Raw genomic sequence first — 26,666 nt, forward strand, 5'->3', positions numbered from 1 at the left:
CTGCTTTTCCTATTGGATTTATATAATTGGGTGCCTTTTATTGCTATGGATTGCTCTTTTTATAACGATCATTGGCCTCATTGTAGATTTTCTCGATCTCGCTCGCACCGCTGTCCTTCAGCTTCTGTGCGAAGCTGTCGAATTCGCTCATTGGGCGTGCTCCCATCACGAACTTGTCAATCTCCTGATTAACGATTGTATCCACCTTGGAGAGAATCGTTTTCAGCTTGTCAATTTCGGAATCGGTAAATGGTGGTGGGGCAACCTCGGATACATAGCCATTTTTCGTCGTAATCATCTCGCTCCATCTGACAAGATCAGGTGATGACATGGTCGCCATCGGATGCTCATCAACATTTAAGGTAAACGTTTGGAAGCCAATTCCGAGCGCATTTTGCATGTTGCGGAAAGGGTCCTTGGCATTGGCAAATTGCTTCATAATACTGTCCATAATGACCGGCTTGCCGCCCTCCAGCTTGAAGTGCTCACCCTCGATACCGTAATTGGTAATCAAAGTGCCTTCATCGCTATACATCCAATCGAGGAATTTCACCGCTGCCTGTGGATTTTTAATTTTGGCATTAATTGTAAAGTGGTGCAGCCAATCCTTTTTGTACATAATATTTCGGGTTTGACCTAAATCATTTTTGAGCGGCAGAAGCAGCTCGAATTGCGCCTTCGGACTAACTGGCTTCAATGATGCATTGAACTGATCGCCAAAGCTGTTATTGTCATAATAGAACAAGGCTCTTCCCGAGCTGAGCTTTTCCTTCATATTGTCAACGGTATTGACGGCGTAATCCGGATCCAGCAGCTTTTCCTTGTACAGCTTATTGAGATATTCGAGCGGTGCCTTAAACTCTGGGCGGGACGGTCCATATACATATTTTCCGCCTTCGACATTCGGATCATAATAAATTTTGAAGCCCGAGCCCATGCCAAAACCCATTGAGGTCAGCAGATTCGCTGCACCCTCACGATTCGTAAAAGGAATTTTATCCGGGTACGCCTCTTTTAATTTTTTAAGCACCTTGTATAGATCGTCGAAGGTTTTGGGAACCTCCAGATTTTGCTCCTTCAAGAGATCCATCCGAATCATCGGAGCCTGCGCCAACTGCAGCTTCCATTGGCCGAGCAGTGGGAACCCGTAGAGCTTGCCGTTGACCTCGCCTTTGCCAATCTCCTTATTTTCCTTCATCAGCCGTTTGATGTTGGGAGCATAATCCAGGTAATCCGAAATCGGCAGAAACATCCCGTTTTTGGCCGCTTCGTTAAAGTACGGCTTCCCGTTAGGAATACGGGTGATGTCAGGCAGGTTATTGGTGGCGATCAGCGTCTGGGCTTTCTGGTCATAATTGGCACTTGGCACTGGCTCCAGCTCGATTTTGACATTCGTTTTATCGAATATATGCTTGAACACTGGCGCATCCTTGACGATTTGTGGTGAGGAATCCACAGTCATTACCTTGAACGTGATCGGCTCCGCCAGCAGCTTGCCGCCAGCCTTTTCCCCACCTGTTCCGGCCGGCGTATTGCCGTTTGCCTGTTTGCCGCCCTGATTGGATGAGCAAGCCGCCGCCCCTAATAGCGTGATACAAAGGCAGGACATCAACATGATTTTCTTTTTGGATTGAAGCTTATTGGATTGCATAAGAACCCCTCCTGATTAATGGTCAAAACCTTCTGTGAAACCGCCAGCAGCTGTCTGCTGCTATCCTTTGAGCGACCCGACCATCGCCCCTTGCACAAAATATTTTTGTATAAACGGATATACCATTATAATTGGAAGAATGGTAACGATGATGACCGCATATTTCATATTCGTCTGGATGGTCGTCAAATCACGGGCCGGATCATTGTTGCCCACACTGCCATCAATCAGCATGCTGCGCATAATAATCTGTACCGGATACAGCTCACTGTCAAACAAATAGATCATCGCCGGGAAAAAGCTGTTCCAATGCCACACCGCATAAAACATCGTCATGGTCGCAATCACCGGCATGGATAATGGTAGCACAATCCGTACAAACACCAGTAAATCATTTGCCCCGTCTATAAAAGCGGATTCATGAATCTCATTGGGGATATTTTGAAAAAAGGTTCTCATGATGATCATATACCATACGTTGATCGCCGGGGGAATCACGATCGCCCAAATGCTGTTGGTCATATTCAAGGTGTTCACAACCAGATACGATGGAATCATCCCACCGTGAAATAGCATCGTGATGATGATCAATAGTGTGAACAGGCCTCTTCCATAGAGCTTGCTGCGCGATAGCGGGTAGGCGCATAGAGCCGTCGCTGCGACATTGATCAGCGTTCCAACCGACGTATACAGCAGGGTATTGCCGTAGGAACGAATAATCGATTTGTCGGAAAGAATCATTTTGTAGGCTTCCAGATTGAAGCCGATCGGAAACCATTTCACCTCTCCCCTGATCACATTCATCCCGTTGCTGACCGATACGACTGCCATGTAATAGATCGGGTAGAGAAAAACCAGAATCATGGCCAGCAGCAGCGCATAGATGACGCAATCGAACAGCAGTGAGCCTGCCGAAAGCTGCTTGAGACCACTCTTCCTGAAGGGTGACAATCCCGCTTTCCCGCCATGCGCCGAATTTGTATTTACCATAAGCTTGTTTCACTCACCTTTCGGGCAAACCGGTTGGCCAGCACGACGAAGCACAGCGCTATCACCGATTGGAACAGCTCAACCGCCGTTGCATAGCTAAAATCATTGCCTAGCAGCCCTCTTCTGTACACATAAGTCGAGATCACATCCGCGGTTTCATAGGTCGGACCTGTGTACAGTAGCAATATTTTCTCATATCCAATCGACATTACGTTGCCGAGATTAAGCAGGAACATGACAGTAATGACGGAAGCAATTCCAGGCAGCGTAATATGGCGGATTTGCTGTATACGGCTGGCTCCGTCCATAGTGGCCGCTTCATAAAGCTGAGGGTCCACGGCAGTTAACGCAGCCAGATATATAATCGAGCCCCAGCCAATACCTTGCCATATTTCAGAGCCAATATAGATGCTACGGAACCAGTTGGCATCCATCAGGAATGAATACGGCTCCAGACCAACAAGCCCGATAAGACGATTGATCATCCCTTCGTTGGATAGAAAGTTGATCACCATCCCGCACACGACCACTGTGGACAGAAAATGCGGCAGGTAGCTGACGGTCTGGGCAAACTTCTTGAACAGTCCGATTCTTGCCTCATTCAACAGCAGTGCCAGTAGAATCGGAGTCGGGAAATAAAAGACCATCATCCATACATTCAGCAGCACCGTATTGCGTACCAGCTTCCAAAAGTATGGATCCGACATAAAATCGCGAAAATGCAGCAGTCCGACCCACTCGCTTCCAAACACCCCCTTGACGAAATTATAGTTTTCAAAAGCAATCAATAAACCAAACATCGAGCCGTACTTGAAAACGATAAAATATACGGCCGGCAGCAGCAGCATTGCATATAAATACTTGCCTTGCCCGATCAGCTTCAGCCGATCCATAATCAGAGCCGAAACTGTTTTTCTGCCTGACTTGTTAACCTTAACCGTCTCTGATAATGCTTTTCCCGCCACTTGTCTTTCCTCCTTTGTCCTTGTTGTGGTGCGGCTGTGCTTTTATACTAACAGCCGTCTGCACCGCTCTGATACATCCAATCCATGCCCAAAAGTTTCATTTTTCTACCCTGTTCCGACTGTTTCAAAAATCCACCTTGTTTCGATTATCGCCCTTGCAGCAGAGGGCGAAATCTGAAACAGTCTGGAAAACTGGACGATTGACGCCACAAGAACACGAACCTACAATCAAGCTATCTTCCGAAGGAGGTTTACTTTTATGAACGCTGTGGAACTGCAAGAGGCTCTGTCCCGTGGAACACGGGTATACGGTACCCTGATTACCTCGAGTTCCCCCAAGCTACCGGGGCACATTGGCAGTCTGGGTATGGATTTTGTATTTATCGATACCGAGCATATCAGTATCGACCGGCATGAGCTGTCATGGATGTGCCAGGCTTATAAAGCGCTCGGTCTTGCTCCGATCGTACGCATTCCCTCTCCTGATCCCTACGCTGCGACGATGGTGCTGGATGGAGGTGCCAACGGCGTTATTGTTCCTTATGTGGAAACGGTAGAACAGGTCCAAGCCTTGCGCGGCGCTGTCAAATACCGTCCGCTGCGTGGGCAAAAGCTGGAAAACATCCTCAATGGAACCGAAGCCTGCGATGGGGAACTGGAACGATATATTCAGGATTACAACAAGCATAACCTGTTGATCATTAATATTGAGAGCAAGCCCGCCATGGAGGCTCTGGACGACATTCTTCAGGTACCGGATATCGATGCGGTTCTGATCGGTCCTCATGACCTGTCCTGCAATCTGAATGTGCCGGAGCAATATGACAATCCTGTTTTCCTGAAGGCGGTCGAAGAGATTATCGACAAGGCACGAAGCCGTGGAATTGGAGCAGGTATTCATTACTGGATCGGAACGGAGCGCCAAATCGAATGGGCCAAACGTGGGTTGAACCTGATCATTCAAAGCTCGGATATCACCACATTTATCGAGTATTTGGGTAAGGATCTGAGCACGATCAAAGCGGCGCTTGGCGATCAGCCGACAGGCGAGACCGAGAGTATTTCTATTTAAAGATGAACAGAGGGGAAAGATACGATGATATTCGATAAAATGAGCCGCGCAGCAAGCTACTACGGGTTGAATCCGGGAATAACCAAGGCGCTGGAATTTCTTCAAAGTGAGGAGGCTGCGGTTCTGAAGCCGGGTAAGTATACGCTTGAGGGTGAGCAGATGTTTGTGCTTGTACAGGAATATGACAGCAGACCGCTCGATGCGGGAGTATGGGAAGCACATCTCCGTTACATCGATGTCCAGTATGTAACCAGCGGAACTGAGCTTATGGGTGTATCACCGATCGATCGCATGGAAGTGTCCCAAGCCTATGACGAGAAGCTGGACTATGCCTTATACAACGGGAACGGCAGCTTTTTCGAGCTGTCCGAGGGCTTCTTTACCATTCTGGCGCCGCAGGACGTCCATATGGCCTGCATATCAGTGCAGGATTCTCTCCCGGTGAGGAAGCTCGTCGTGAAGGTCGCGCTCGATTGGCAATGACAAATTCGTGAAATGAATCACAATTCACACAAAGCAAAAGGCCAACCCTTTATAACGGGTTCCCCTTTGGGGTGCAATGCCCTTGATTGACGATAAAAGAGACATTCAAACTGACCATAGTTTGAATGTCTCTTTTATCCTTATTTATAAAGATTTTCATTAGATTTCCTCGCATTTTGGATTCTATTTTGGCATGATGTTAAGACAATCAATAAAGCTTTTGACACTGAAAAACTCATGTCAATTTCAGTGTCAGTTTTATTGCCAAAATTGTTGTAATATTAATATAAGCCAATTGGAGGTAACGGCTATGGAATTTATCAAACCTATTCAAAAGCTTGGGAGCAAAGTCGCTTGGCAAGTCTCTGATCGAACAAAAGCAATCGTTAAATACTATGCAGAATATACAGGATTCAGCGAAAATGAAGTTGTAGATAGATTCTTGAGCAATATTCTGAAAGACCCCGATTTTAACTTATGGATTAATGGGAAACGCCGTAAAACTCGAATAATGTAACAGTTGTTTCCTGAAAAGGCATCTGAGGTGACGGAAAGTGAGCAAATTTAAACGTCTTGCAAAGATTGATGACAATCTTGTTCAAATTGAAGTACCGATTTCTGATGATGAACTCCAAGAAAGAACAGCAGATTACCTCCTACTTTCACCAAATCAGTTCGCAAAGAAATACCGTTTTCTATTGTTTCAACCTGTTAAGTTGAATTGGAGAGGCAAGTCATTTGAAGTACAACTTAATGCTTGAACAGATCCATACTGTAAGTGGTATGGATTACCACAAAAGAAGTTCGATGATATAAGGAGCAAACCTTCACGATATAAATTATCAAGCCCCAGGAATGGGGTGAGTAGAATTAACTGTAATCTAGACCCGCATCATCCCGACCAAGGGTATATGACTTGGTATTGTTTAATAAACACAATGTCCAACTGGTCTGCTTGTGAGGAGATAGCGAGATTAGAAACGATTGGAAGAATTCAAGATATTGAACCAGAATATGAGTTTCATCGGGATAATTGCACCAACATAGATTCAAAAGATTACGAATGTACTTCCAAAACGAAAACAATCTTTTGGTTATCATCAACAACGTAATGACGTATTACATTCTTTGGCGTTAGCTCTTCTTAACCGAACACCCGTAAAGCGAACATGTGAAATTTTACAAATCGGTTCTAAAACTTACTATACAAAATTGAAATGGCTATATAGGCGTTGTTTAGAATTTTTTGAACGTCATGAAACAAGGACTCTGGCTTCAAAGTCATTTGAATCCATTTGGATAAATACAGACGAGTTGCAATAAATTTGGAAAAATTATCATTTTGCTCTATATTAGATTTAGATATCTATTGAAAGGAGTGTTTAAACCATGTTCAAACTTTATAAAAATAACGTGAGTTATTTCATTGGTGTAAGCTTATTTATAATCCTATTTGACCTTGTTATTGTTAATTCTGTACTGTTTAAAGAGAATGATCAACTCCTGACCATTGGTATTTCGATAGATTTTGTTGTTGTAATACCTTTATTACTTTACTTTCTTATTTATCGAAACTTAAACAAAAAAATCATAGCGATTCTTCCCTTCGCTCTTTTAGGCTATATCGCTTTAGTATTGATTATACCCAGTACAGGTCAAGGAACACTTGAAGTTGTAAAATATACTCTCATACCAATGGAACTTATGTTCCTTTGTTATGAGATTTATAAAATCTATCAAATCATAATTAATTTTAGACGCAATATTACAGTTGGTTCCCACCCGATAGAAACGCTACGGAAAAGTCTTGAAGCAACATTCAGCAATTCCAAAATAACATCTTTACTTGTTCATGATGCATCTGTCATTTACTACGCTTTATTCTCTTGGAGAAAAAAGCCGTATTTACGAACTGCTTCTACTTCATTTAGTTATCATACAAATTCAAGCTGGCTTATAACAATATTGATATTATCTAAGATACTATTAATTGAAGGTGCGTGTGTTCATATTCTTCTTATGCAATGGTCACATACCGTTGCATGGATTCTTTCATTAGGAAATATATATGTCATTATCTTATTAATTTCTGATTACAGAGCTATGTGTTTAAATCCAATCTTAGTTTCAAAACAAGAGATAAGAATTCAGTATGGCATTCAAATGTTATCGTATATTGATATAGATAATATTGAGTCTGTCTCTATGATTAAGTTTGAGAAATTAGCTAAAAAAGATTTGAAAACATCAATTACGCCCCTTGTTATAGAACCCAATGTACTTATTCGTTTGAAAAGTAAGATTACTGTTATCCGTCTGTTTGGAAAGCGACAAATGGTTGATCATGTTAATCTATTCTTAGATAAACCTCATGAATTCCAAGTTGAATGCCATAAATTAATTGGATAAACAAAATAATATTTGATTGTAAAACCAAAAGGACAGCCCATAAAACGCTGTCCTTTTGGTTATTTGTTATTCATTTTCTTACCAAAACAAGTGTCAAAATTTTATTTGCACCTCAAAAGGGAACCCGTTTCTTTATAAAGGCTGGCCTTTTTTCATGATGGTTTTGGATGATTCGATTGGTGGTTCTGATGCTTATTGGAATAAGATTTTCGCTGATGATGCTGGCGCTGCTGGCGAGGAGCAGGTGCCTGAGGGGGTAAGGAATCCTCCTGCTGGTCCTGCGCCAGAACCTCTGATTGTTCAAGACCAGCAGCCACACCGATTTCCCGTTCTTCCGATTCAACATCATCTGTTGGCTGCTGGTTAGGCTGATGCTTGGAAGGTACCTTTTCAATAATGAAATACGCGCAGCCGAAATTACAATATTCATTCAAATAATCCTGAAACGTAGCAATCATCGATTCCTTGGTAGCTTTCGGATGGCTGTCCTTAAAAAAACCGCGCATACGCAGTTGATTGTAGCCCCAATCCCCAACAATATAGTCATAGCGCTCCAGGACTTCACTGAATCGCTCCTTAAAGGCATCTGGCTTCCAGCCATTTTTGTGGTCAACGACCACCTCGTAGGTTTTGTTGGCGATAAAAATCATTTGGTTTTCCCCTCCTTAAAGTTTTGCCGTAGGCAAAACTGACTTCGTAAGCATTTCTCTTAAAGTTTTGCCGTAGGCAAACCTGACTTCGTAAGCATTCTCTTAAAGTTTTGCCGTAGGCAAACCTATATTTGCTGCGCCGATTTAACTTGTTCATGCGCATGATACGAGCTGCGCACCAAGGGTCCGGATTCGACATGGCTGAAGCCGCGCTTCATGCCTTCGATTTTCAACTCTGCAAATTGCTCCGGTGTATAATATTTTTTTACCTTTAAATGTTTGACGGATGGCTGTAAATATTGACCAATTGTCATGATATTGCAGCCTACTGCGCGCAAGTCGTCCATAGTTTGAAGAATCTCGGACCATTCTTCTCCAAGTCCAAGCATGATACTGGCCTTCGTCGGGATTTCCGGTGCAATTTTCTTCGACCTTGCAAGCAGCTCCAAGGTACGGCTGTATTTGGCCTTGGATCGTACTTTATCGGATAGACGCTCCACAGTTTCGATATTATGGTTCAAAATATCCGGTTTGGCGGCCAGCACGGTCCGAAGCGATTCCTCATTACCCAAAAAATCGGGAATCAGCACTTCGACACCACACATCGGCAGCCGTTTACGAATCGCTCTAATGGTAGCAGCAAATATCGAAGAACCTCCGTCAGCCAGATCATCTCTCGCTACAGAAGTAACTACAACGTGTTTAAGCCCCATTTGCTCTGATGCCTCGGCCACACGCTCCGGCTCTTGAAGATCAAGCTCAGTCGGCAAACCTGAATTAACAGCACAAAAACGGCATGCGCGTGTGCAAATATCACCAAGTATCATAAAAGTGGCCGTGCGATTCGCCCAGCACTCATGAATATTCGGACATTTGGCTTCTTCACAAACCGTATGTAGTGTTTTGTCGCGCATCATATTTTTTAATTCTTTAAAATTCTCACCTGTAGTCAGTTTAATTTTTAACCAATCGGGCTTACGTTCAACTGGTGTAGACATTGTGTCGTCCCTGCTTTCCGTGGCATATTCCAAGCTTATGAAGCTATTATATCACGAAAGAGCTAACAATCCACATTCGCTTTTATTTGTGTTAAACTGGATAAGGACAACAATTAACGGGCAGAGCTCAACTGTCACTTTGGAGGCATAGGCTTTATATGATAAATCTGGAATCCATACTTAAACACGTTCGTTCCGGAGATTTGGACGTTGCAGAAGCGCAAAAGCATCTCGAGGAATTCATGAGTAAACAAAGTCAGGCAAGCGATCGTATCGAGGATCTTGGCTATGCACAGCTGGATATCGATAGGGAACGCAGGACCGGCTTTCCTGAGGTTATTTACGGGGAAAATAAATCGGCTGAGCAAGTCACGGCGATCTTTCTTAAGATGATGGACCATTTGGACCGCGTGCTGGCAACACGTGTAAGCAAGGAAAAGGCGGATTTTGTGCAGCAGGCGATTCCCGGGATTACCTATCACGAGGATGCTCGTGTACTGACATGGTATAAGGATCAGGCTGCGCGTATGCCCAAGACCGAAGGTTATATTGCAGTCGTATGCGCTGGAACCTCCGATCTCTTCGTTGCCGAGGAAGCTGCTTTGACAGCTGAAAATATGGGCTGCCGCGTGGAGCGGGTGTATGATGTAGGTGTTGCCGGTATACATAGACTATTCCGTAAGCTTGACGTTATTCGCGGAGCCAATGCCATCGTCGTTGCAGCAGGTATGGAAGGCGCTCTGGTCAGTGTTCTTGGCGGTCTCGTTTCCAAGCCCGTTATTGCCGTTCCTACGAGTGTAGGCTACGGTGCCAGCTTTCATGGCGTGGCTGCACTTCTGGCTATGCTTAATTCCTGCGCACCAGGCGTATCCGTAGTCAATATTGATAACGGCTTTGGTGCCGGTTATAATGCGGCATTAATACATAAAAATACGACAAAGAGGGATTAACGATGAAAATAGCATTTTTTGACTGCTTTTCAGGGATCAGTGGAGATATGAGCCTGGCAGCCCTCGTCGATGCGGGTGCTGATCGTCATTATATCGAGGAGGAATTGAGCAAGATTCAGATCGAGCCTTTTTCTCTGGAGTGGAAGCGTGTTAATAAAAAAGGAATTTCAGCGTTAAAAATGGACGTTATCCTCGATCCCCATTCACCGCCGACCTACCATCGGCATTATTCGGAAATTGTAAAAATCATTAACAGCTGCGGCTTTAACGATCGTGTTGTCGCTTTAAGCTCAGCTATATTTGAGAAAATTGCTATTGCCGAAGCCAAAATCCATAATATCCCGATTGAAACCGTTCATTTTCATGAGGTCGGCGCCATCGATTCTATCGTGGATGTGATCGGTGTTGCACTTGCCTTGGATTCGTTAGAGGTCGAGAAAATATGGTCCTCTCCAGTACCTCTGGGCTCAGGAACGGTTAATTGCGACCACGGGATCTATCCGGTTCCGGCACCTGCAACCTTGGAAATGATGCGTGGGCTTCCTATCGCTCCAACCGCTTACAGCATGGAAATGACAACACCAACAGGTGCCGGCATCATTGCTGGCATAGTGGATGAATTCTCCAAAGGTTTTCCTTCGATGATTGTTGAAACCATCGGATATGGTGCTGGTACCCGAGACTTGCCGAACCAACCGAACGTGCTTCGTGTCGTGATTGGAAAAACCGACCCTTTTATTCCTAAATACCAAGTCCCGCATCAAGAAATCCAAAAACATGGACACTTGCATGAACACGAGCAGCATCATAAGGACCATGGTCATGAGCATAGTCACGACCACGGGCACAGTCATGGACACGATCATTCCCATGATCACGAGCATAGTCACGGACATGACCATTCCCACGATCACGGGCATAGTCATGGACATGAGCATTCCCATGATCACAGTCATGAGCAGGAGCACAGTCACTTGCGTAACCAGGATCAAGGACGCTTTCGTATGATTGAGCAGCCTCATAGCCATTCCCATGATCACTCACATACTCATTCCCATAATGATCTTGATTCCGATCACGATCATCAGAATCATAAACATGATCCTTCCATTCATGGTGAGTGTACGGATATTCCTCCAGACCTCAAGCAATAAACCAGACAGCTTAGACAAAAAGGACACCAAAAGGAAGAAACTTTTCCTCAGGTGTCCTTTTTCCTTTTAGTTCTTTTCCATACCTATCCTATTCCTCACTTTGTACAGTTAACCCCTCGTTTTCTCGCCTGCCTCTATGTAGAAACTGCCGTTTTACCTCTTCATAAACCTGTTTCAAAGGGATGCCATGTGCGAGCGCAGCCTGCTCACATTCTTTGAATTCCGGGGCAAATTGAACCATTTCGCCGCGGTGATAGCCGATTTTAACATTTATCATGCCCCACGGTGTGGAAACCTGCTCAAATGCCCGTCCCAGCCTATGGCAGGATGCCCGCAAATAACGAAGACCAATCGTTGTTGTTTCACTAAAAATCACTTCTTCTATCGATTGCAGCTTCCGTTCATCTATAAGCACATTCAACATCATACCGGGTCGGCCTTTTTTCATAATAATCGGTATCCAGTACACATCATTTGCTCCTGCATCAAATAAACGATCGGTAACATAAGGACAAATCTCCGGATTCATATCGTCAATATTGGCCTGAATGAGCAGCATATCTTCATCTATGTGCTCTTCACGGTGTTCAAATCCCATCCTGCATCCCTCTTTCTTCAGTACCAGGTCCCCTACCCAACGATCAAGGTAAGTTCTGCTCTTAACCTTGATTCTACCAAAAATAAGCTGTGCTGAGAATCTGTACCTCAAGTTTGTATGCGCGGATAAAAGCAGCACTTCCAACATAACCTACTAACACCAATTTGAGCGGACGTACACAGCCATCATGTCCGGATATGGAGGAAAACATCATGAAAGCAATCGGGATACGTGGGTTCCTTAAAGTATTCATGTGCGGAAGCATACTGCTAGGGACGTCTTTTCCGATATATGCAGCAGCAATTCCACCCTCTCAGCCTGCCGCAGAGCCCAAGAGCCTTAGCGCTGTATTCGCCGAAAGAAAAGATTTATTCGATAAAATCAGTACCGTAACCGGAATACCCTGGTACATATTCGCAGGTATAGACCAATATGAGCGTACCATTCAACTCACACGTAAACGCCCGAATAGCGACGGACTGATCGCTCTCACCTTTACAGAGCTGCAGTGGTGCGGCATGATGAATCCTGATCACTCGGACACCAATGAATCCAGTATTGCTTTGTTTGACGGAATCGGCAAGGATGGCTCTGGTGATGGAAAAGCAGACCGCTTGAACGAGCTGGACAGGCTGTATGCCATAGCCAACTATTTGTTAAAGCAAGGCTCTGGCGACGAGGACCTGCGAATTGGATTGTGGGAGTATTATCAAAATACACGTAGTGTGGAGCGCATCGAGCAGTTTGCAAGGCTGTATGCAGAATTCGAAACGCTTGATTTGCACGAACACACCTTTGTCATGCCGCTGAACGCCGACTATTCATACCGCAGTACTTGGGGAGCCAGCCGTGGCTGGGGCGGTTATCGCATCCATGAAGGTACCGACCTATTTGCGGGCTATGGAGTTCCAGTGCGCAGTGCTGCTTATGGGATTGTCGAGGTTATGGGCTGGAATGTATACGGGGGCTGGAGAGTTGGCATCCGCGATTTAAATAATGTGTATCATTACTATGCACATTTATCAGGCTTCAACAAAGAGGTCAAGGAAGGAGATATCGTCAAGGCTGGTCAGATTATAGGTTGGGTAGGCAGCTCAGGGTATGGCAAGCAGGGTACATCCGGTAAATTTCCTTCGCATTTACATTATGGACTTTACCGCGATAACGGCTTGACGGATTGGTCATTCGATCCCTACCCCCATCTACGTAAATGGGAGCGCGAGGAACGAATTCGTAAAAAGAAATGAGCACATGTAATTCATCATGGCTTGACTACGCTGCCAGCTTCCCCTGCCTCATGGGGAGCGGATTCCTTGGAAGGGACCAATGGCAGCTTGGGAAGCGATAAGCCCGAGGGCAGCGCCGGAGCCTGAGAGCTGTTCACCTGGTTCCCTTTGCCGTCAAAATAATAAGTCGGTACATCACCCACTACAAGTGCATACGAAATCGGCACCTCAGTTTCCACCACTTCCGGTACGGTGTCCATCGGGATAATAATGGTCACCTCGGCGATAATGCGAAGGTACACCTCTACGAGCAGCATGTTAATGCCTGCATTTTGATAGCGTGTGCTTAAATCGACCTTAACGGCACCAGCAGGCACAAATTTTATAGGAATATTGGGGCCGAACGAAGCTAGAATCGGACTGTTTAGTGCTTGACCTAAAGGGATATGCTCTGGAAAAGCCTGCAGATTGGTAAGCTGACTCTGTACGGTTTTGATCGTATCGGCAGTTATTTTCATATGCTCGGAATAGTTCAGCATAAACCCGGTAATTTTACCGTTATTGTCTGTCCGCCAATCAATCAGCTTTTCAAAATTGGTGCTCTGTGCAATCCTGTCGGAAATGGCTGAATTGATGGATTGCGTAGCGATCTGTTTCACCCGAATTTTGGCCAGACTGGCCAGCGGAGGCTTTAAGTTCTTTTCAATATAAATAAACATTTGCAAGGTGAATAGCAGCACAATGAGAGCAATTATGATCAGATTGCGTTTTAATTTTTTGGTGCCAACGGGTTTGCTTCTCCATCTTCGCTTCAGCACCAGCATGGCAGGGACCTCCTAAAAGTTTTGTACAGCAAAACTGGCTTTATAAGGCTCGCTCTAATTAGCATGTACTTCCCTAAAGCCTATGCCGCTGCCAACTGAAAAAGAAGAAAAGGATTTGTTCCCGATGACATCACTAAACCTGTGAGTATGCTGGACGTTGTTGACTTCATTCAATCCAGGCCAAAAAGAGCCGCTATAGTTACACGGCTCTTGCTCTACTCTTATTTACAATTTACAGCCTAACCCCGCTGCTTAAGAACAAAATCACGGGCATCGCTCGTGTAGGGCTCCTGGGCATTTTCCAGCGTTACATAGGATAGCGGCTTATATTGGTTCAGCAGCTCGATGAACATCGGATAGTTTAATATACCTTGTCCCGAGGAAACGGTTTGCAGCTTGCCGTCGGAATCCAGCTTGATATCCTTCGAATGTGCGCTGACCACACGATGACCCAACAGGTGGAACGCTTCCTGCATAATTTCATGCTGACGCTCATAGTTATCCTGGGTCATTAGATTACACGGATCCATCACCACGCCGATATTGGAAGAAGGTACCTCATCAATCAACTGTGCCAAATCTCCCGCTGTACCTACGATGTGACTTGAAGCGACCTCCATTCCGACCATGATACCGAATTTTTCCGCTTCCTCAGCCATTTCCTCAACCGCTGAACGCAAACGCCGCCAATTTCGATCCTGATCTTGAATTACAGGTACACCCGTTTCGGTAGCAACAATCGAGGCACCGAACTGGCGTGCATAACGCAAATGCTCCTTGAAGCGGTCTACGTTATGCCGCCACTTCGTATCGTCAAGTTCAATCAAGTCCATATAACAGCCCAATACAGGTATGCCTACACCCTGTTTATCAAAGGCCTCTCCTATTGCATTGGCCAAACCGGGGCTAAGCTTGCCCAAGCTGCAATCGACATCTGTGATGGCCTTGGACAGCGCCAGCTGCACATAGTTAAAGCGATAAGATGCGACCTTGGCTGCGAGCTGCGCGAAGGGTTGAGGACCTACATTATGAGCCAATATTCCAACTGACATTTCTATACACTCCATTTCCATATATCAAAGTAAATGATTGCGGGATCACAGACTGGTTTAACTTGCAAACGTTCACAAGACTCCTTAGTGATCGTGGGCTTCTGGTTCACATGATACCAGTTTTTCGGACAGCTATAAAGCGCAAACAATCCCTTGATGGCACAAGAGATTGTTTACATACGCCCTTTCAGTGTGCAGCCTTTCAAAATCGTTATTTTTTCTTATTGGTTTTCTCGTAATCGGCTTTGTACTCCTCAATAATTTTGGAGCCACCGGCCTTCTTCCACTTTTCAATCTCGGCCTGCCAGCCTGTATCGTCAAGCTTGCCCATAATGTATTTGGTTTGTGCATCCCAAATCATCTGCTCCAGCTCTTTCCCGCGCTCCGTATAAGTCTCTGAATTCAGCGTAAGCGCCGGATTGGCGATCGAATACTTCGTATTTTCCTTCGCAACCGCAATCCCCTTCTCACCGATCGGGATGTCCTTCAGCGGTAAGCTGTTATAGCCCTCGATGTAAGGAAGATTATCTCGAAAAGGCTTGACTTCCCTCTGGTAAGCAGTCAGATCGGTAAACTCCGCCTGGTTATCGGCCGTTTTCACATAATGCTTGCCTTCGATACCGCGCTGCAGAACCGTAGTGGCTTCAGGGTTCATGACGTTATCCAGAAACGTTAACAGCTTCCTGACTTCAGCTTCGGTTTTTACTGTTGATTTGGGAATGACGTAGATGCCCGAATTACCCGTTTGTCCTGCAACACGAATTCCCTTTGGACCATCCAAAGGCTCTACATCAACGATTCCTTTGGGATCTGCTTTAGATAAACGATCCTGCTGGCTTTTGGCAGTTTGAGCAACCGCTATTTTGATACCAGCCCGACCGGAGTCAAACAGCTTATCGGCTTCAGTTGCATCAAAAACGGCAAAGTCCTGATTAATCAGCTTTTCCTCGTATAGTCGTTTGAACAGCTTTAACACATCATTATATTCCTTGGAGATGAACTCCGGCTCAAAGCTGCCATTCAATAACGACCATTTATTAGGTCCACCCAATCCTACGGCGAATCGAGTCAGCAGCGAGGCCTGGCCTTCATTATATTTTTTGAACAGCACCATCCCATACGTGTCGTTCTTCCCATTTTTATCGGGGTCATTCAATGTCATCGCTTTGATCACCTGGTACCAGTCATCCGTGGTTTTGGGTAGCTTGAGCCCGAGACCATCCAGCCAATCCTTCCGGTACACTATCGCCGCACGTGCAATTTCCGAGAAAATAGGAACCCCGTACATTTTTCCATCGACCCTAATATTATCGAAAAACTGCTCGCTCTGCGCTGACAAATTTTTATAATCCTTCAAATACGGACCTACTTCCCAAAACAGTCCCGACTGCATGAAACTGATGGTGCTGGGTGTGTACTGTATTTTGAGCAGCTGCGGCATTTCGTTGGATGCAATCATCACGTTTACCTTATCATCGTATGCGGCGTTCGGAATCCACTGAATATTCAACTTGGTATTCGTGTATTTCTCGATCAATTGCTCCACTTCGCTGTTTTTGTTCGGAATATCGCCAACCTGGGCAAGTGCAATATTAATCGTCATTGGTGTTTGACTTTCTTTATCGCCTGCAGGCTGTTTATTAACTGAAGCACCACCACCGCCACAAGCCGTTAGCGATGTCGTTACTACGAGCGCGCCTGCCAGCAGCTTCAATCCGGAATTTATTTTCGACTTTGGCTGTTTGTCTCGCTTTTCGCTTGGCTTCATCAGCTTCTCCTTTACGATTAACTTTATCCTTTAACCGATCCGAGCATGACTCCCTTGGCAAAATGCTTTTGCAAAAACGGATAAACAGCCAGTATAGGCAAAGTGGCAAACACGATGACTGCCATCCGAATCGTTAACGGTTGAATTTCGGTTTCATCGAAGCCTGTATCCCCAATCCGGCTTTGTGCCAAAATAACGATCTCGCGCAGCAGCACCTGCACCGGCCATTTGTTGTTATCATTAATGTACATGATCGCACTGAAAAATTGATTCCAATGCGTAACCGCATAGAACATACCGAAGGTAGCCATCGCAGGCATCGATAAAGGCAGCACAATCCGGAACAAAACACCAACATCGCTGCACCCGTCGATTCGGGCAGAATCCTCAAGCCCATCGGGGATTTGCTGGAAAAAGTTTTTCAGCACGATCAGATTAAATGCGCTAATTGCATTGGGAATCATCAATGACCATAAGGAATTCGTTAAACCCATCGCCTTAACTACAAAATACGTTGGAATCAAACCGCCGCTGAACAGCATCGTAAACAAAACTGCCATCAAAATAATTTGACGACCACGAAGCGTCTGCCGTGCCAATGGATAAGCCATTAAGGAGGTCAGCAGGAGGTTGATGAAGGTTCCTACGACTGTAATGTAAACGGATACAAGCAAACTCCGAATTAAAGTATCTGTAGAGAAAATATACTTGTAGGCAGACAGCGAAAATTCCTTGGGAAACAGGATAAAGCCGCCTTTGGCTACCTCATGAGGACTTGTAAACGACACAGCTAAAATGTAAATAAAAGGAAGTATAGTTGCGAGGCTGATCAGTGCGAGAAGCACGTAATTCACGCCGTCGAAAATTTTATTACCTACTGTACGATCATGATTCATCGGGTTGTTCCTCCTTCAAGTTTTCGTAGAAAACTTTCTTCGTAAGCATCTACCTTGTTTGCAGAGCAAACTTTCTTCGTAAGCATCTGCCTTGTTCAATTAGTATACGCCTTCTTCACCGAATTTCTTGGCCATCCAGTTAGCTCCCATGACCAATACCAGACCAATCGCCGATTTGAATAATCCGACTGCGGCACTGTAGCTGAACTGTGATTGTGTTAAGCCCTTCACATATACGTAGGTGTCAAATACTTCCCCTACCTCGCGATTCGTTGACGTCAGCATAAGGAAAATGTGCTCAAATCCGGAATCCATAAAAGAACCGAGGCGTAATATAAGCAGGATAACAATCGTTCCCCGGATGGCAGGCAGTGTAATGTGCCACACTTGTCTCCAGCGATTCGCTCCATCCATCCGTGCAGCTTCATACAATTGCAGATCGACTCCAGACAGCGCAGCTAAGAAAATAATCGTTCCCCAGCCTACCTCTTTCCATATCGATTGCGTTACGATCATTGTCCTAAACCATTCGGGCTCGAGCAAAAATGCGATTTTAACACCAGTTACAAGAAACAGCAATTCATTAATGATACCGCCCTCTGTTGTAAGCAGCATATAAAATACACCAACTACAACGACCCATGAGACAAAATGCGGCACATAGATCAAAGTCTGCACCCATCTTTTGAAGCGTTCTCTTCTGACTTCATTCATCATTAACGATAACACAATCGGCAGCGGGAAAAAGAAGGCCAGGTTATACACTGCCAGCAGTGCCGTATTCCGAAACAACTCCCAAAACTGTGGTTCACTGAAAAAGCGTTCAAAATGCTTCATGCCGACCCAACTGCTATTTAACATACCGAGATGAGGCTTATAATCCTGAAAAGCAATAATGACTCCATACATCGGTACATACCTAAAAATAATAAAATAAATCACTCCTGGCAGCAGCATAAAGTACATCCATTTGTCCCTGATTAAATCCTTCAAGAGAGGACTACGCCTGATCGATCTAGTCCTGCTTCTAATTGCATCTGCTTCAATCTGTGAATTCATAAGTTGTCCTCCTGACCATTATTGTTCAGCTTGCTTGTTGATCTCATTATGTTTCGATTTGCCGTAACATGCTATAGTTTGAATTTAACTTATTGTCTGAAACCAATGTTTAGCCCTCTAAATGTACGATTCTGCATGCCAATATCCCAATTAAAGATTTATTCAACTAGATATTACCTGTAATTATCTAAATTAAAAGCAGCTGGCTGTTATACAAGCTGCTTTTTGCTTTTCTTACTTTTTACTCGATTTAGCAAACGATTCTTCATATTCCTTGATCACTTTATCCCCGCCGCTTTTTTTCCATTTTTCAATTTCTGCTTGGAAGCCTGCGTCATCAATTTTGCCCACAATATATTTGGTTTCTGCATCTCTGATCAACAGATCAAGTTCATTACCACGCTCTGAGTACGTAGCTGAAGATAAAGTTAATGCAGGATTTGGCACCGCATATTTGATATCCTCACGTGCCAGTTTGGTACCTTTTTCTGCAATGGGAATATCCTTCAGATCGGCGACATTGTAACCTTCAATATTCAGTAAAGCATCGCGATAAGGTTTAACTTCCCTTTGAAAGGAACTAAAATCCTTATATTCCGTTTTATTTCCATCAATTTTGGTATAGTGCTTTCCTTCTATCCCTCGCATTTGAAGCGTGGACATCGACTCGTCCATCAATTTATCCATGAAGGTCAAAACCTTTTTGAGTTCAGCCTCTGTTTTTACGGATGATTTGGGAATCGCGAGAAAACCAAAATTTCCTGGCTCTCCTGCAATGCGAATACCGCTTGGACCTTTGAAGGGCTCGACATCCCATACAGCGGAAGGATTGGTTTTGGACATGGCAACCTGATACCCCTGTCCGTTCTGAGCAGAAACATTCAGTCGGATGCCGACACGTCCGTCGTACATCATTTTATCCGCTTCAGTTACATCAAAGGCAGGGAAATCCTGGTTAATGAGCTTTTCATCGTATAGTTTTCTGAATAATTTTAACGTATCCAAATAAGGCTGTGTCATAAATTCAGGCGTAAATTTCCCTTTATCTTCACCCCATCTATTGACACCGCCGACACTGACTGCAAGTCTGGTGATAACCGGCTGCGTCCCGGAATTATAGCTCTTGAATAAGACCGTACCATAGGTATCATTTTTTCCGTTTTTATCTGGATCACCCAATGTGAACGTTTTCATAACGTTGTACCAATCATCCAGTGTGACCGGAAGCTTCAAACCTGTCGCGTCAAACCAATCCTTACGAAAAACGATAGCAGCACGGCCAATGTCACGATAATTGGGAATTCCATAAATTTTGTTCTCGACCTTGATATTGTCGTAATATTGCTGATTCTGGGCGGCTAAATTTTTGTAATCCTTAATATAAGGACCAAGCTCCCAAAAAACCCCATCTTTTGCTGCGTTAATAATGCTTGGAACGTAATTTACCTTGATGATCTTGGGTAATTCATTGGAGGCGATCATGATGTTCACCTTATCATCAAAAGCAGCCTGCGGAATCCACTGTATGGATAATTTGGTATTCGTATATTTCTCGATAGCTGTCTCGACTTCATTTCCTTTGGTCGGGATATCCCCGACCTGACGAAGCCCTATCGTCAACTCATAGGGCTTGCTATCCTTTTCTTCAACTGCAGGTGTGTTTGCTTTCTCCGTATTACTGCATCCTGCTGCTACACTTGCAGCTAATAAAACCGTACACGTACCGGCCACCCAACGTTTGCTTATCATTTGTATTCATCCTCTGCTGTCGAATTATCGTTAAAAAATCCGTCTATTACGATTTGGTTTGTGCGGTACGGTCCTGCAGTTGATGGACGGATATGGTGCCCCAGCTCAGATCGGGAACCCGGTACTTCTCAATTAAGTCCCAGTCCAGCTCCATCCCGAGTCCCGGTACATCACGACCGGGAACCAACAAGTAACCGTTCTCATACTTCACCGGGTTTTTGACAATATCACCGATGTATAATTCAGGTCCGGTAGGATCCGAGGTATAATTCAGATTGATTAAAGAGCTGCCCAGATGCGCCATCGCTGCGGTTCCAATCGATAGTTCCTGAGTCGTACCCATCAGGCAGCCTTTGCCTGCAACCTCTGCTGCGGCCGCTGCTTTTCTGGCGCTCGTCAATCCACCAATAAAAATAGGTGAAATGTTGAAAATATCTACGGAATCGTGACGAATCATTTCGTATTGCTGGCGGAAGCTCCATACATGCTCACTGACCAAATGCTCGCATTTCATCCGGAAATGATGCAGTCCGTCAAAATCATTTTGAACGGCAGGACTTTCGACCATTTGAAAATCATATTGGGATAGGCGCTTAACCGCCCGCAATGCCAGCTTCCAATCCAGCAAATGGCTGAAGTCGAGCGACTTTATCGTCACCTTGGAGCCGAATTCACTTTTCACACCATCGAGGAAAGCTTCATCTGCATCGAGATTTTTACCGACATACAGGCGGTACGTATCAAACCCCTGGGCAAAGCGCTTCCTGACGACCTCTAGGTTTTCCTCAACCTCTTCCATGAAGCGATGTCTAAAGATCGGAAAGCAAACCTTGATTTTATCCTGAATGCGGCCTCCGATGAAATCAGCAACGGAAATATTCAAAGCCTTCGCGCACAGATCATGCAGCGCCGCGTCAACGCCGTTACGGATAAAATTACCTTTTTCATAATAAAACATCGCTTCGGGGAAATTAGCTGTCAATTCTTTATTGATTAACGAGATATCAAATGGATTTTTGCCTAGTACAATATCTTTCAGGGAGTGTGTCAAATCATCAACATTCAGCGAATAGTGGGGGAGATGCGAGAAATCCGACATCTCACCGATTCCAGTCACACCCTCGTCGGTCATTAGCTCAACAATCACATGCTTACTCACAAATCCTGTAGTTCTTGGAATGCCGACTACCGTTAAACGAATATCTGAAATTTTCATCTTGTTAGCTCCTTTATGAACAATTTTAGTATGATTTTAATTTCCATAATTTCAAAATTTCTGTAACTCTGCTTTTTTCACTGTCCTGCAGCAGAGCAATCGGAGGGCGAACTGCACTATTGGATATGAGACCCAGCTGGTACATCGCTTCCTTCACAACACTGACATTATTGCCGTTTTTATTCGTTTCACGCAGCTCTTCAAATGGTAATATATCCGTCCACACGTCCATCGCCTGCTTATAGTTACCTGCCTGAAGCGCTTCCAGCATGGCAAAAGAACGCTCAGTATCGACATTGACCATACCTGAGGTGAATCCTTCAGCTCCAGCCGCATAAAAGGAAGGTGCCCACATTTCAGCCGTCCCGCAGATCCAGACAATATCCTTCTTCACCGCCTCCACGGCTTTTCTAAAGGATGGGGGATTGTTCACAGCATATTTGACCGCAATCACATTCGGCAGCTCTGCAACCTCTGCCAATACCTCCGAGGTAATCTGCTCACTGCGTACATACAAGATCATCGGCAGCTTGGTCGATGCAGCAATTTGCTTGTAGTAGGCGATCAAGCCCGCAGACAGCAAGTAGGGATGCACAGGCTGATGAACCATAATACCGTCTGCCCCTGCCTGCTCCGCGTGCGCTGCCAATTCGCTGGCTGTTTTCGCATCGTATCCAACGCCTGCAATCACAAGGCTGCGTTTGGCTATTGCCTCGGTAACGAAGGTTGTAACCTCCTTGGCTTCTTGCAGCGTTAACGCATAAAATTCACCGGTATTGCCGCATGGGTAGATCGCCTGAATACCGCGATCCAGCAAAAAGTTCACATTTCGCTTCAAGGATTCCCAATCGATCTCCAACTGATTATCAAACGGAGTTACATTAATTGCGTTAATACCTTTGAGCCTGGACTGTATCGAGGTTGTCATGGCCACTTTCGCCTTCTTTCTAGTAGTTATAGATTATTTGAATTATTCAGCAGGTTGAGCATTTCCCTTAATAAATACAATCGTACGCCGGATGTGGGAAATCATCGCGTGCTCAGCCCCATCTGCGTTTCTTGCGCAAATTTGCCTGTAAATCTGCACATGCTCCTGAAAGCCTCTCTCCAGCTCTTCTTCATGAGACAATGCCTTCCTGCGGAAAGATCGGTCGAACGAATGGATCGCTTCAATTTGTTGAAAAATATAGTTGTTCTTCGCACACGTGCGAATCAGTTTGTGAAAATCCGCATTGAGTATCAGCAACTTCTCAGCGTCTTTACTTTCCGTGAACTGCTTCATTTGATCGACAACAGCTCCAAGCTGGCTGATTTCATCATCCGATATTTTTAAAGCTGCCAGCCTTGCTGCCACGCCCTCCAGTGCGGACCGGGCCCAGTTAATTTCCTCAACGGAATTCATGATGTCACTGGAAACAAAGGTCCCCCGTCTTGCGCTGGTTGTCACAAGCCCCTCCTGCTCCAGACGGCGAAGCGCCTCCTTCAGCGGTGTTGTACTGATTCCATACAGCTTGGCGAGCTCTCGCTCCTTCAGATGATGCCCCGGCTTGTACTGCTCGGATATGATAGCATCTTTCAATCTTTCATAAACAACGTCACGAATCGACTTTGTTTGTATTGCGTTTTCTTCTGCCATCTGGTCCGAATCCATAGTTGTTAGCCTCCTTCTATGCTACAAGCCGCAATTGCTATGCTTTTACAAATACGGTTTTGATTGATGTATAAAACTCAATGGCCGCTTGACCCTGCTCTCGCGAATGCGAGCTGGACTGCTTCATGCCGCCGAACGGTGCCTGCAGCTCAACGCCTGCACTTTCTGCATTGATTCTGACAAGACCAGCATCCATCTCGCTGATGAATGAGAGCATGTGACCAATATTTTGTGTGAAGATCGAGGCGCTAAGCCCGAATTCGACATCATTGGCTGCCTCAATCGCTTCCTCCAGCGACTCCACCTTGATCAAGGCCAGCACCGGTCCGAATATTTCTTCCTGGGCAATAGTCATTTTGGATGTAACCTGAGCAAAGATGGTCGGCTCAACGTAGTAGCCATTGTCCAAGCCTTTAGGCTTGCCACCTCCATACAGCAGTATAGCGCCTTCCTCCACGCCTTGACGGATATAGGAAAGTACATTGTTGTACTGATTCTCGCTTGCACACGGCCCCATCCAGGTTTGCGGACTCATACCGTCACCCACCTGCAGCTGCTTGACTCTTTCCAATAGCTTCGTTACAAACGGTTCATAAATCTCGTTCTGCACGATGACACGACTGGTTGCCGTACATTTCTGCCCTGTAGAACGAAGTCCTCCACTGATCGTTGCCTCCACGGCCAAATCCAGGTCTGCATCCGCGGCTACGATCACGGGGTTTTTGCCGCCCATTTCCAGTTGATACTTGGCGCCGCGGGCGATTGCCCCCACCGCAATTCCTTTGCCAACCGTATTGGAGCCTGTGAAGGTGATTCCATTAACATCCGGGTGCTCAGTAAGCGCCGGACCGATTATTGAGCCTTTACCTGTCACCATATTGACGACACCGCTCGGGAACCCGGCTTCATGAAAACATTGAATAACTTTGGCTGCCGTAAGGGCAGTTTCACTTGCAGGCTTCAGCACGACCGTATTTCCGTAGACCAGAGCAGGCGCCATCTTCCAAATCGGAATCGCTACCGGGAAATTCCATGGTGTAACCACAGCAACGACACCCAAAGGAACACGAGTGGTAAACATCATCGCCTCACTGTCCGTTGATGGAATGACATCACCCACCTTACGCATCCCTTCACCGGCATAATAGCGCAGAATAGCCACACCCCGGGCTGTTTCGCCCTTGGCCTCGGCAAAGGTCTTACCCATTTCCCGAGTCATCGTTTCAGCAATCTCGTTGATATGCTGCTCTACGATATTCGCTGCTTTATATAAAAAGTCGCCCCGAGCCGATCCTGCCAGCTTTCTCCAGACTATACGTGCATTCTTGGCTGCCTGAACGGCCAAATCGACATCTGCCTGATCAGAGCTTTGCAAATAGCCTACGACCTCGCCCTTTTTTGCAGGATTCAGGCTGGCATCCAACTTTCCGGTAAGGGCTGGCTGCCACTGACCTCCAATGTAATTCAAAGCTGTAAACGCCGTTGTATCGCTCATCGTTACACACACATCCTCACTTGGTTTTCATATTTGATATCTGATATATCAGATTTTAAATGAAGAGGGCAGCTTCGTCAATCCTTTTCTCCTCTGCTGCATCTTTTATCCGTACAGCATTTGTCCATCTCTGCACAATCAGCCTCCGCTTCTACCGCAATGGGCAGACAGCGAAGGCTGATTCGTTCCTTTATCTTTTCGCGTAGCGGTCATAGGAGGCTTGCTGGATTTTCACAACGGCGTCAATACCCATCTTGTCGATCTGCTTGACATAATCGTCAAACTTGCTGATCGGCTCTGAGCCAATAATGAATTTGTTCAGCATCTCGTCTTTATAAGTGGTTATTTCCGTGAACTTGGAGTTGAGCACGTCACGCTCCTGCTGCTTGAAGGAAAGGGCAACCGGGTACTTCGGTTTAATAAAAGGTGTGATGGAGTCACGGATTTGCGCCAGCTTTGGCGTTACCATGGCATTCTCGTAGCGGATATCCCACTGATAGGCAAACTCGCGGTGTCCCAGTTCGTACATCTTAATCAACGGTGAGTTGTTTTTATCCTTCATCACCAGATCCGTATACTTGGGTTCATTATTGTCCATCGTGTACGTTTCACCTAGTTTACCGAAGTTCATGGCCAATTGGCCCTCTGGACTGTAGAACCAATCCTGTACCTTGGCAATTTCAGCTTTGAATTTCGATTTGGAGCTGATGCCAAAGCCGTTCTTGATCAGATTTTGCTGGCTTTTGGTATAAGGAGCGATGCCTGTAGGCCCCTGTAGAGGCGTCAAACCGGTTAAATTGACCTTCGGATTTGCCTTGCCAACCAGCTTCTCCAGCGCTTCGATCCGTGGAAAGGAATCAAAGGTGGCACCCGACGCTTCATTGGTAAATCTCGACTCCCAGATCTTCTGATCATTCGTTATATATTCCTTGTCGATCAGACCTTCCTTGTACAGCATCGCCGTGTACTCAAGCGCAGCCTTTAATCTGGGATCGGTGTACGTGTATTTGACCTGACCGTTATCCACATAAAAATCCTCTTCAAATGATACACCAAAAGGCTCGATGAAAGGCAGCAGTCCCTTGATCTTGCTTCTTGTCGTGAAAGGAATTTCATCGTTCTTACCGTTGCCATTCGGATCCTTTTCCTTGAATGCCTTCAGTACCTGATACATTTCCTCGGTTGTTTTCGGTGCTTTCAAACCAAGATTATCGAGCCAGTCCCGACGGAAAATCTGTAGGTTGATCGTTTTGACAGCAGAGATTTGCGGAAAAAAGTAAATGTTGCCGTCATCGGATTTGATATCCTTCAAAACTGCCGGGTTTTGCTCAATCAGCTTCTTGAAATTAGGCATGTTCTGGTCGATCAGCTTGTTCAATGGTTCAAATACGCCGTTCTCTCCGCCTTTGTTCAACAAATCCGGCGGTGCCTCCATCAGGTCAGGCAGTGTTCCGCCAGCTAGCGTAAGATTAAACTTTTCGATATAGTCATTGGCATCGGCAGGAGCCTTCAGCCATTTGAAATTGACGTTGGTTTTCTCCGAAATCGGCTTCATCCACAGCAGCTCATTGGATTCGACTGATTCAGGTCTCGGCCTCATATACACACTGACCTCGATCTGCTTATCTAGAATCTTGCCATTCGCATTCGCGGCCTTCCCGGCTTCCCCTGCCTTGGCATCCGGAGTCACCACTGCTTTCTCCTGACCTCCACTCTGACAGCCTGCCAATGCAACCGATGCTAATAATACACCAGTCATTCCTTTCATCCATCTTGCTTTTTTCATGTTAACGCCTCCCTTTAGTATGAG

Annotated in this window: 25 protein-coding genes; 8 read left to right on the forward strand and 17 right to left on the reverse strand. The window is 45.4% G+C overall.

Annotated features, from left to right (window positions below):
• Positions 1–43: 43 nt before the first annotated feature.
• Genes BK127_RS28805 through BK127_RS28815 form a run of 3 tightly spaced genes read right to left on the reverse strand, consistent with a single transcriptional unit; the run spans position 44 to position 3,606 of the window.
• Positions 44–1,651, reverse strand: a complete 1,608-nt coding sequence (locus BK127_RS28805; RefSeq protein WP_076235561.1) for an extracellular solute-binding protein — start codon at positions 1,649–1,651, stop codon at positions 44–46.
• 60 nt (positions 1,652–1,711) lie between these two features.
• Complete coding sequence (locus tag BK127_RS28810; protein WP_083689678.1) at positions 1,712–2,641, reverse strand: carbohydrate ABC transporter permease; 930 nt, start codon at positions 2,639–2,641, stop codon at positions 1,712–1,714.
• Complete coding sequence (locus tag BK127_RS28815) at positions 2,635–3,606, reverse strand: ABC transporter permease (protein ID WP_256711493.1); 972 nt, start codon at positions 3,604–3,606, stop codon at positions 2,635–2,637. The genes BK127_RS28810 and BK127_RS28815 overlap by 7 nt, the downstream gene beginning before the upstream one ends.
• Before the next feature lie 259 nt (positions 3,607–3,865).
• Here BK127_RS28815 and BK127_RS28820 point away from each other — a divergent pair, with 259 nt between their 5' ends.
• From BK127_RS28820 to BK127_RS28840, 5 genes are all read left to right on the forward strand, one after another.
• A complete protein-coding gene (locus BK127_RS28820) occupies positions 3,866–4,678 on the forward strand; it encodes an HpcH/HpaI aldolase family protein (RefSeq protein ID WP_076235562.1) in 813 nt (270 codons plus the stop codon).
• Between the two features lie 24 nt (positions 4,679–4,702).
• Positions 4,703–5,161: a NanQ anomerase/TabA/YiaL family protein gene (locus BK127_RS28825; RefSeq protein ID WP_076235563.1), complete on the forward strand. Its 459-nt coding sequence runs from the start codon at positions 4,703–4,705 to the stop codon at positions 5,159–5,161.
• Between the two features lie 310 nt (positions 5,162–5,471).
• On the forward strand, positions 5,472–5,678 hold the full coding sequence (locus BK127_RS28830) for a hypothetical protein (protein WP_076235564.1): 207 nt from the start codon (positions 5,472–5,474) through the stop codon (positions 5,676–5,678).
• Between the two features lie 37 nt (positions 5,679–5,715).
• Positions 5,716–5,922 carry a hypothetical protein gene (locus BK127_RS28835; protein WP_076235565.1) on the forward strand — a complete coding sequence of 69 codons (207 nt, stop codon included), beginning with the start codon at positions 5,716–5,718 and terminating at the stop codon, positions 5,920–5,922.
• A 628-nt stretch (positions 5,923–6,550) separates the two neighbouring features.
• Positions 6,551–7,570, forward strand: coding sequence for a hypothetical protein (locus BK127_RS28840; protein WP_076235566.1), 1,020 nt, complete (start codon positions 6,551–6,553; stop codon positions 7,568–7,570).
• A 152-nt stretch (positions 7,571–7,722) separates the two neighbouring features.
• Here BK127_RS28840 and BK127_RS45010 read toward each other — a convergent pair whose 3' ends face one another.
• Together BK127_RS45010 and lipA are read right to left on the reverse strand one after the other, a co-directional pair.
• A complete protein-coding gene (locus BK127_RS45010; protein ID WP_076235567.1) occupies positions 7,723–8,220 on the reverse strand; it encodes a YutD family protein in 498 nt (165 codons plus the stop codon).
• A 125-nt stretch (positions 8,221–8,345) separates the two neighbouring features.
• Positions 8,346–9,251: a lipoyl synthase gene (gene lipA / locus BK127_RS28850; RefSeq protein ID WP_256711494.1), complete on the reverse strand. Its 906-nt coding sequence runs from the start codon at positions 9,249–9,251 to the stop codon at positions 8,346–8,348.
• Positions 9,252–9,376: 125 nt separating this feature from the next.
• On the opposite strand from lipA, the gene larB reads away from it, so the two are divergent.
• Together larB and larC are read left to right on the forward strand one after the other, a co-directional pair.
• Complete coding sequence (gene larB / locus BK127_RS28855) at positions 9,377–10,168, forward strand: nickel pincer cofactor biosynthesis protein LarB (RefSeq protein ID WP_076235569.1); 792 nt, start codon at positions 9,377–9,379, stop codon at positions 10,166–10,168.
• 2 nt (positions 10,169–10,170) lie between these two features.
• Positions 10,171–11,322, forward strand: a complete 1,152-nt coding sequence (larC, locus tag BK127_RS28860; RefSeq protein WP_076235570.1) for a nickel pincer cofactor biosynthesis protein LarC — start codon at positions 10,171–10,173, stop codon at positions 11,320–11,322.
• A gap of 88 nt (positions 11,323–11,410) precedes the next feature.
• Here larC and larC2 read toward each other — a convergent pair whose 3' ends face one another.
• Positions 11,411–11,920: a nickel pincer cofactor biosynthesis protein LarC2 gene (larC2, locus tag BK127_RS28865; protein WP_076235608.1), complete on the reverse strand. Its 510-nt coding sequence runs from the start codon at positions 11,918–11,920 to the stop codon at positions 11,411–11,413.
• Positions 11,921–12,132: 212 nt separating this feature from the next.
• Between larC2 and BK127_RS28870 the strand changes: the two genes are divergently transcribed.
• On the forward strand, positions 12,133–13,167 hold the full coding sequence (locus tag BK127_RS28870; protein ID WP_076235571.1) for a M23 family metallopeptidase: 1,035 nt from the start codon (positions 12,133–12,135) through the stop codon (positions 13,165–13,167).
• Between the two features lie 14 nt (positions 13,168–13,181).
• Here BK127_RS28870 and yunB read toward each other — a convergent pair whose 3' ends face one another.
• The 11 genes from yunB to BK127_RS28925 all read right to left on the reverse strand — a co-directional run bounded on the left by yunB (position 13,182) and on the right by BK127_RS28925 (position 26,642).
• Positions 13,182–13,970: a sporulation protein YunB gene (gene yunB / locus BK127_RS28875; protein ID WP_256711495.1), complete on the reverse strand. Its 789-nt coding sequence runs from the start codon at positions 13,968–13,970 to the stop codon at positions 13,182–13,184.
• A gap of 239 nt (positions 13,971–14,209) precedes the next feature.
• On the reverse strand, positions 14,210–15,022 hold the full coding sequence (locus tag BK127_RS28880) for a sugar phosphate isomerase/epimerase family protein (protein WP_076235572.1): 813 nt from the start codon (positions 15,020–15,022) through the stop codon (positions 14,210–14,212).
• A gap of 211 nt (positions 15,023–15,233) precedes the next feature.
• Positions 15,234–16,790, reverse strand: coding sequence for an extracellular solute-binding protein (locus BK127_RS28885; RefSeq protein WP_083689679.1), 1,557 nt, complete (start codon positions 16,788–16,790; stop codon positions 15,234–15,236).
• A gap of 23 nt (positions 16,791–16,813) precedes the next feature.
• Positions 16,814–17,686: a carbohydrate ABC transporter permease gene (locus BK127_RS28890; RefSeq protein WP_076235573.1), complete on the reverse strand. Its 873-nt coding sequence runs from the start codon at positions 17,684–17,686 to the stop codon at positions 16,814–16,816.
• 99 nt (positions 17,687–17,785) lie between these two features.
• Positions 17,786–18,745, reverse strand: a complete 960-nt coding sequence (locus tag BK127_RS28895) for an ABC transporter permease (RefSeq protein ID WP_076235574.1) — start codon at positions 18,743–18,745, stop codon at positions 17,786–17,788.
• A gap of 234 nt (positions 18,746–18,979) precedes the next feature.
• Positions 18,980–20,494: an extracellular solute-binding protein gene (locus BK127_RS28900; RefSeq protein WP_076235575.1), complete on the reverse strand. Its 1,515-nt coding sequence runs from the start codon at positions 20,492–20,494 to the stop codon at positions 18,980–18,982.
• A gap of 46 nt (positions 20,495–20,540) precedes the next feature.
• Positions 20,541–21,710, reverse strand: coding sequence for a mandelate racemase/muconate lactonizing enzyme family protein (locus BK127_RS28905; RefSeq protein ID WP_076235576.1), 1,170 nt, complete (start codon positions 21,708–21,710; stop codon positions 20,541–20,543).
• Positions 21,711–21,735: 25 nt separating this feature from the next.
• Entirely contained in the window at positions 21,736–22,638 is a 903-nt protein-coding gene (locus BK127_RS28910) for a dihydrodipicolinate synthase family protein (RefSeq protein ID WP_076235577.1), read from the reverse strand.
• A 42-nt stretch (positions 22,639–22,680) separates the two neighbouring features.
• The gene (locus BK127_RS28915) at positions 22,681–23,361 is read right to left on the reverse strand and encodes a GntR family transcriptional regulator (protein WP_076235578.1); all 681 of its coding nucleotides are present in this window, start codon (positions 23,359–23,361) and stop codon (positions 22,681–22,683) included.
• Positions 23,362–23,398: 37 nt separating this feature from the next.
• The gene (gucD, locus tag BK127_RS28920; RefSeq protein ID WP_076235579.1) at positions 23,399–24,856 is read right to left on the reverse strand and encodes an alpha-ketoglutaric semialdehyde dehydrogenase GucD; all 1,458 of its coding nucleotides are present in this window, start codon (positions 24,854–24,856) and stop codon (positions 23,399–23,401) included.
• Between the two features lie 190 nt (positions 24,857–25,046).
• Positions 25,047–26,642 (reverse strand): extracellular solute-binding protein, encoded by a 1,596-nt coding sequence (locus BK127_RS28925; RefSeq protein ID WP_256711496.1) that lies wholly within the window; start codon positions 26,640–26,642, stop codon positions 25,047–25,049.
• Positions 26,643–26,666 lie beyond the last annotated feature (24 nt).

The organism is Paenibacillus sp. FSL H7-0331 (assembly GCF_001956045.1).

Excerpts from the sequence above, each read along its gene's own strand:
- BK127_RS28905 (WP_076235576.1), bottom strand. The coding sequence starts at position 21,710 with ATGAAAATTTCAGATATTCGTTTAACGGTAGTCGGCATTCCAAGAACT.
- BK127_RS28825 (WP_076235563.1), top strand. The coding sequence starts at position 4,703 with ATGATATTCGATAAAATGAGCCGCGCAGCAAGCTACTACGGGTTGAAT.
- gucD (WP_076235579.1), bottom strand. The coding sequence starts at position 24,856 with ATGAGCGATACAACGGCGTTTACAGCTTTGAATTACATTGGAGGTCAG.
- BK127_RS28910 (WP_076235577.1), bottom strand. The coding sequence starts at position 22,638 with ATGACAACCTCGATACAGTCCAGGCTCAAAGGTATTAACGCAATTAAT.
- BK127_RS28810 (WP_083689678.1), bottom strand. The coding sequence starts at position 2,641 with ATGGTAAATACAAATTCGGCGCATGGCGGGAAAGCGGGATTGTCACCC.
- BK127_RS28900 (WP_076235575.1), bottom strand. The coding sequence starts at position 20,494 with ATGATAAGCAAACGTTGGGTGGCCGGTACGTGTACGGTTTTATTAGCT.
- BK127_RS28925 (WP_256711496.1), bottom strand. The coding sequence starts at position 26,642 with ATGAAAAAAGCAAGATGGATGAAAGGAATGACTGGTGTATTATTAGCA.
- BK127_RS45010 (WP_076235567.1), bottom strand. The coding sequence starts at position 8,220 with ATGATTTTTATCGCCAACAAAACCTACGAGGTGGTCGTTGACCACAAA.
- BK127_RS28840 (WP_076235566.1), top strand. The coding sequence starts at position 6,551 with ATGTTCAAACTTTATAAAAATAACGTGAGTTATTTCATTGGTGTAAGC.
- BK127_RS28805 (WP_076235561.1), bottom strand. The coding sequence starts at position 1,651 with ATGCAATCCAATAAGCTTCAATCCAAAAAGAAAATCATGTTGATGTCC.
- yunB (WP_256711495.1), bottom strand. The coding sequence starts at position 13,970 with ATGCTGGTGCTGAAGCGAAGATGGAGAAGCAAACCCGTTGGCACCAAA.
- larB (WP_076235569.1), top strand. The coding sequence starts at position 9,377 with ATGATAAATCTGGAATCCATACTTAAACACGTTCGTTCCGGAGATTTG.
- BK127_RS28915 (WP_076235578.1), bottom strand. The coding sequence starts at position 23,361 with ATGGATTCGGACCAGATGGCAGAAGAAAACGCAATACAAACAAAGTCG.
- BK127_RS28885 (WP_083689679.1), bottom strand. The coding sequence starts at position 16,790 with ATGAAGCCAAGCGAAAAGCGAGACAAACAGCCAAAGTCGAAAATAAAT.
- BK127_RS28870 (WP_076235571.1), top strand. The coding sequence starts at position 12,133 with ATGAAAGCAATCGGGATACGTGGGTTCCTTAAAGTATTCATGTGCGGA.
- larC2 (WP_076235608.1), bottom strand. The coding sequence starts at position 11,920 with ATGGGATTTGAACACCGTGAAGAGCACATAGATGAAGATATGCTGCTC.
- BK127_RS28880 (WP_076235572.1), bottom strand. The coding sequence starts at position 15,022 with ATGTCAGTTGGAATATTGGCTCATAATGTAGGTCCTCAACCCTTCGCG.
- BK127_RS28830 (WP_076235564.1), top strand. The coding sequence starts at position 5,472 with ATGGAATTTATCAAACCTATTCAAAAGCTTGGGAGCAAAGTCGCTTGG.
- larC (WP_076235570.1), top strand. The coding sequence starts at position 10,171 with ATGAAAATAGCATTTTTTGACTGCTTTTCAGGGATCAGTGGAGATATG.
- BK127_RS28890 (WP_076235573.1), bottom strand. The coding sequence starts at position 17,686 with ATGAATCATGATCGTACAGTAGGTAATAAAATTTTCGACGGCGTGAAT.
- BK127_RS28820 (WP_076235562.1), top strand. The coding sequence starts at position 3,866 with ATGAACGCTGTGGAACTGCAAGAGGCTCTGTCCCGTGGAACACGGGTA.
- BK127_RS28895 (WP_076235574.1), bottom strand. The coding sequence starts at position 18,745 with ATGAATTCACAGATTGAAGCAGATGCAATTAGAAGCAGGACTAGATCG.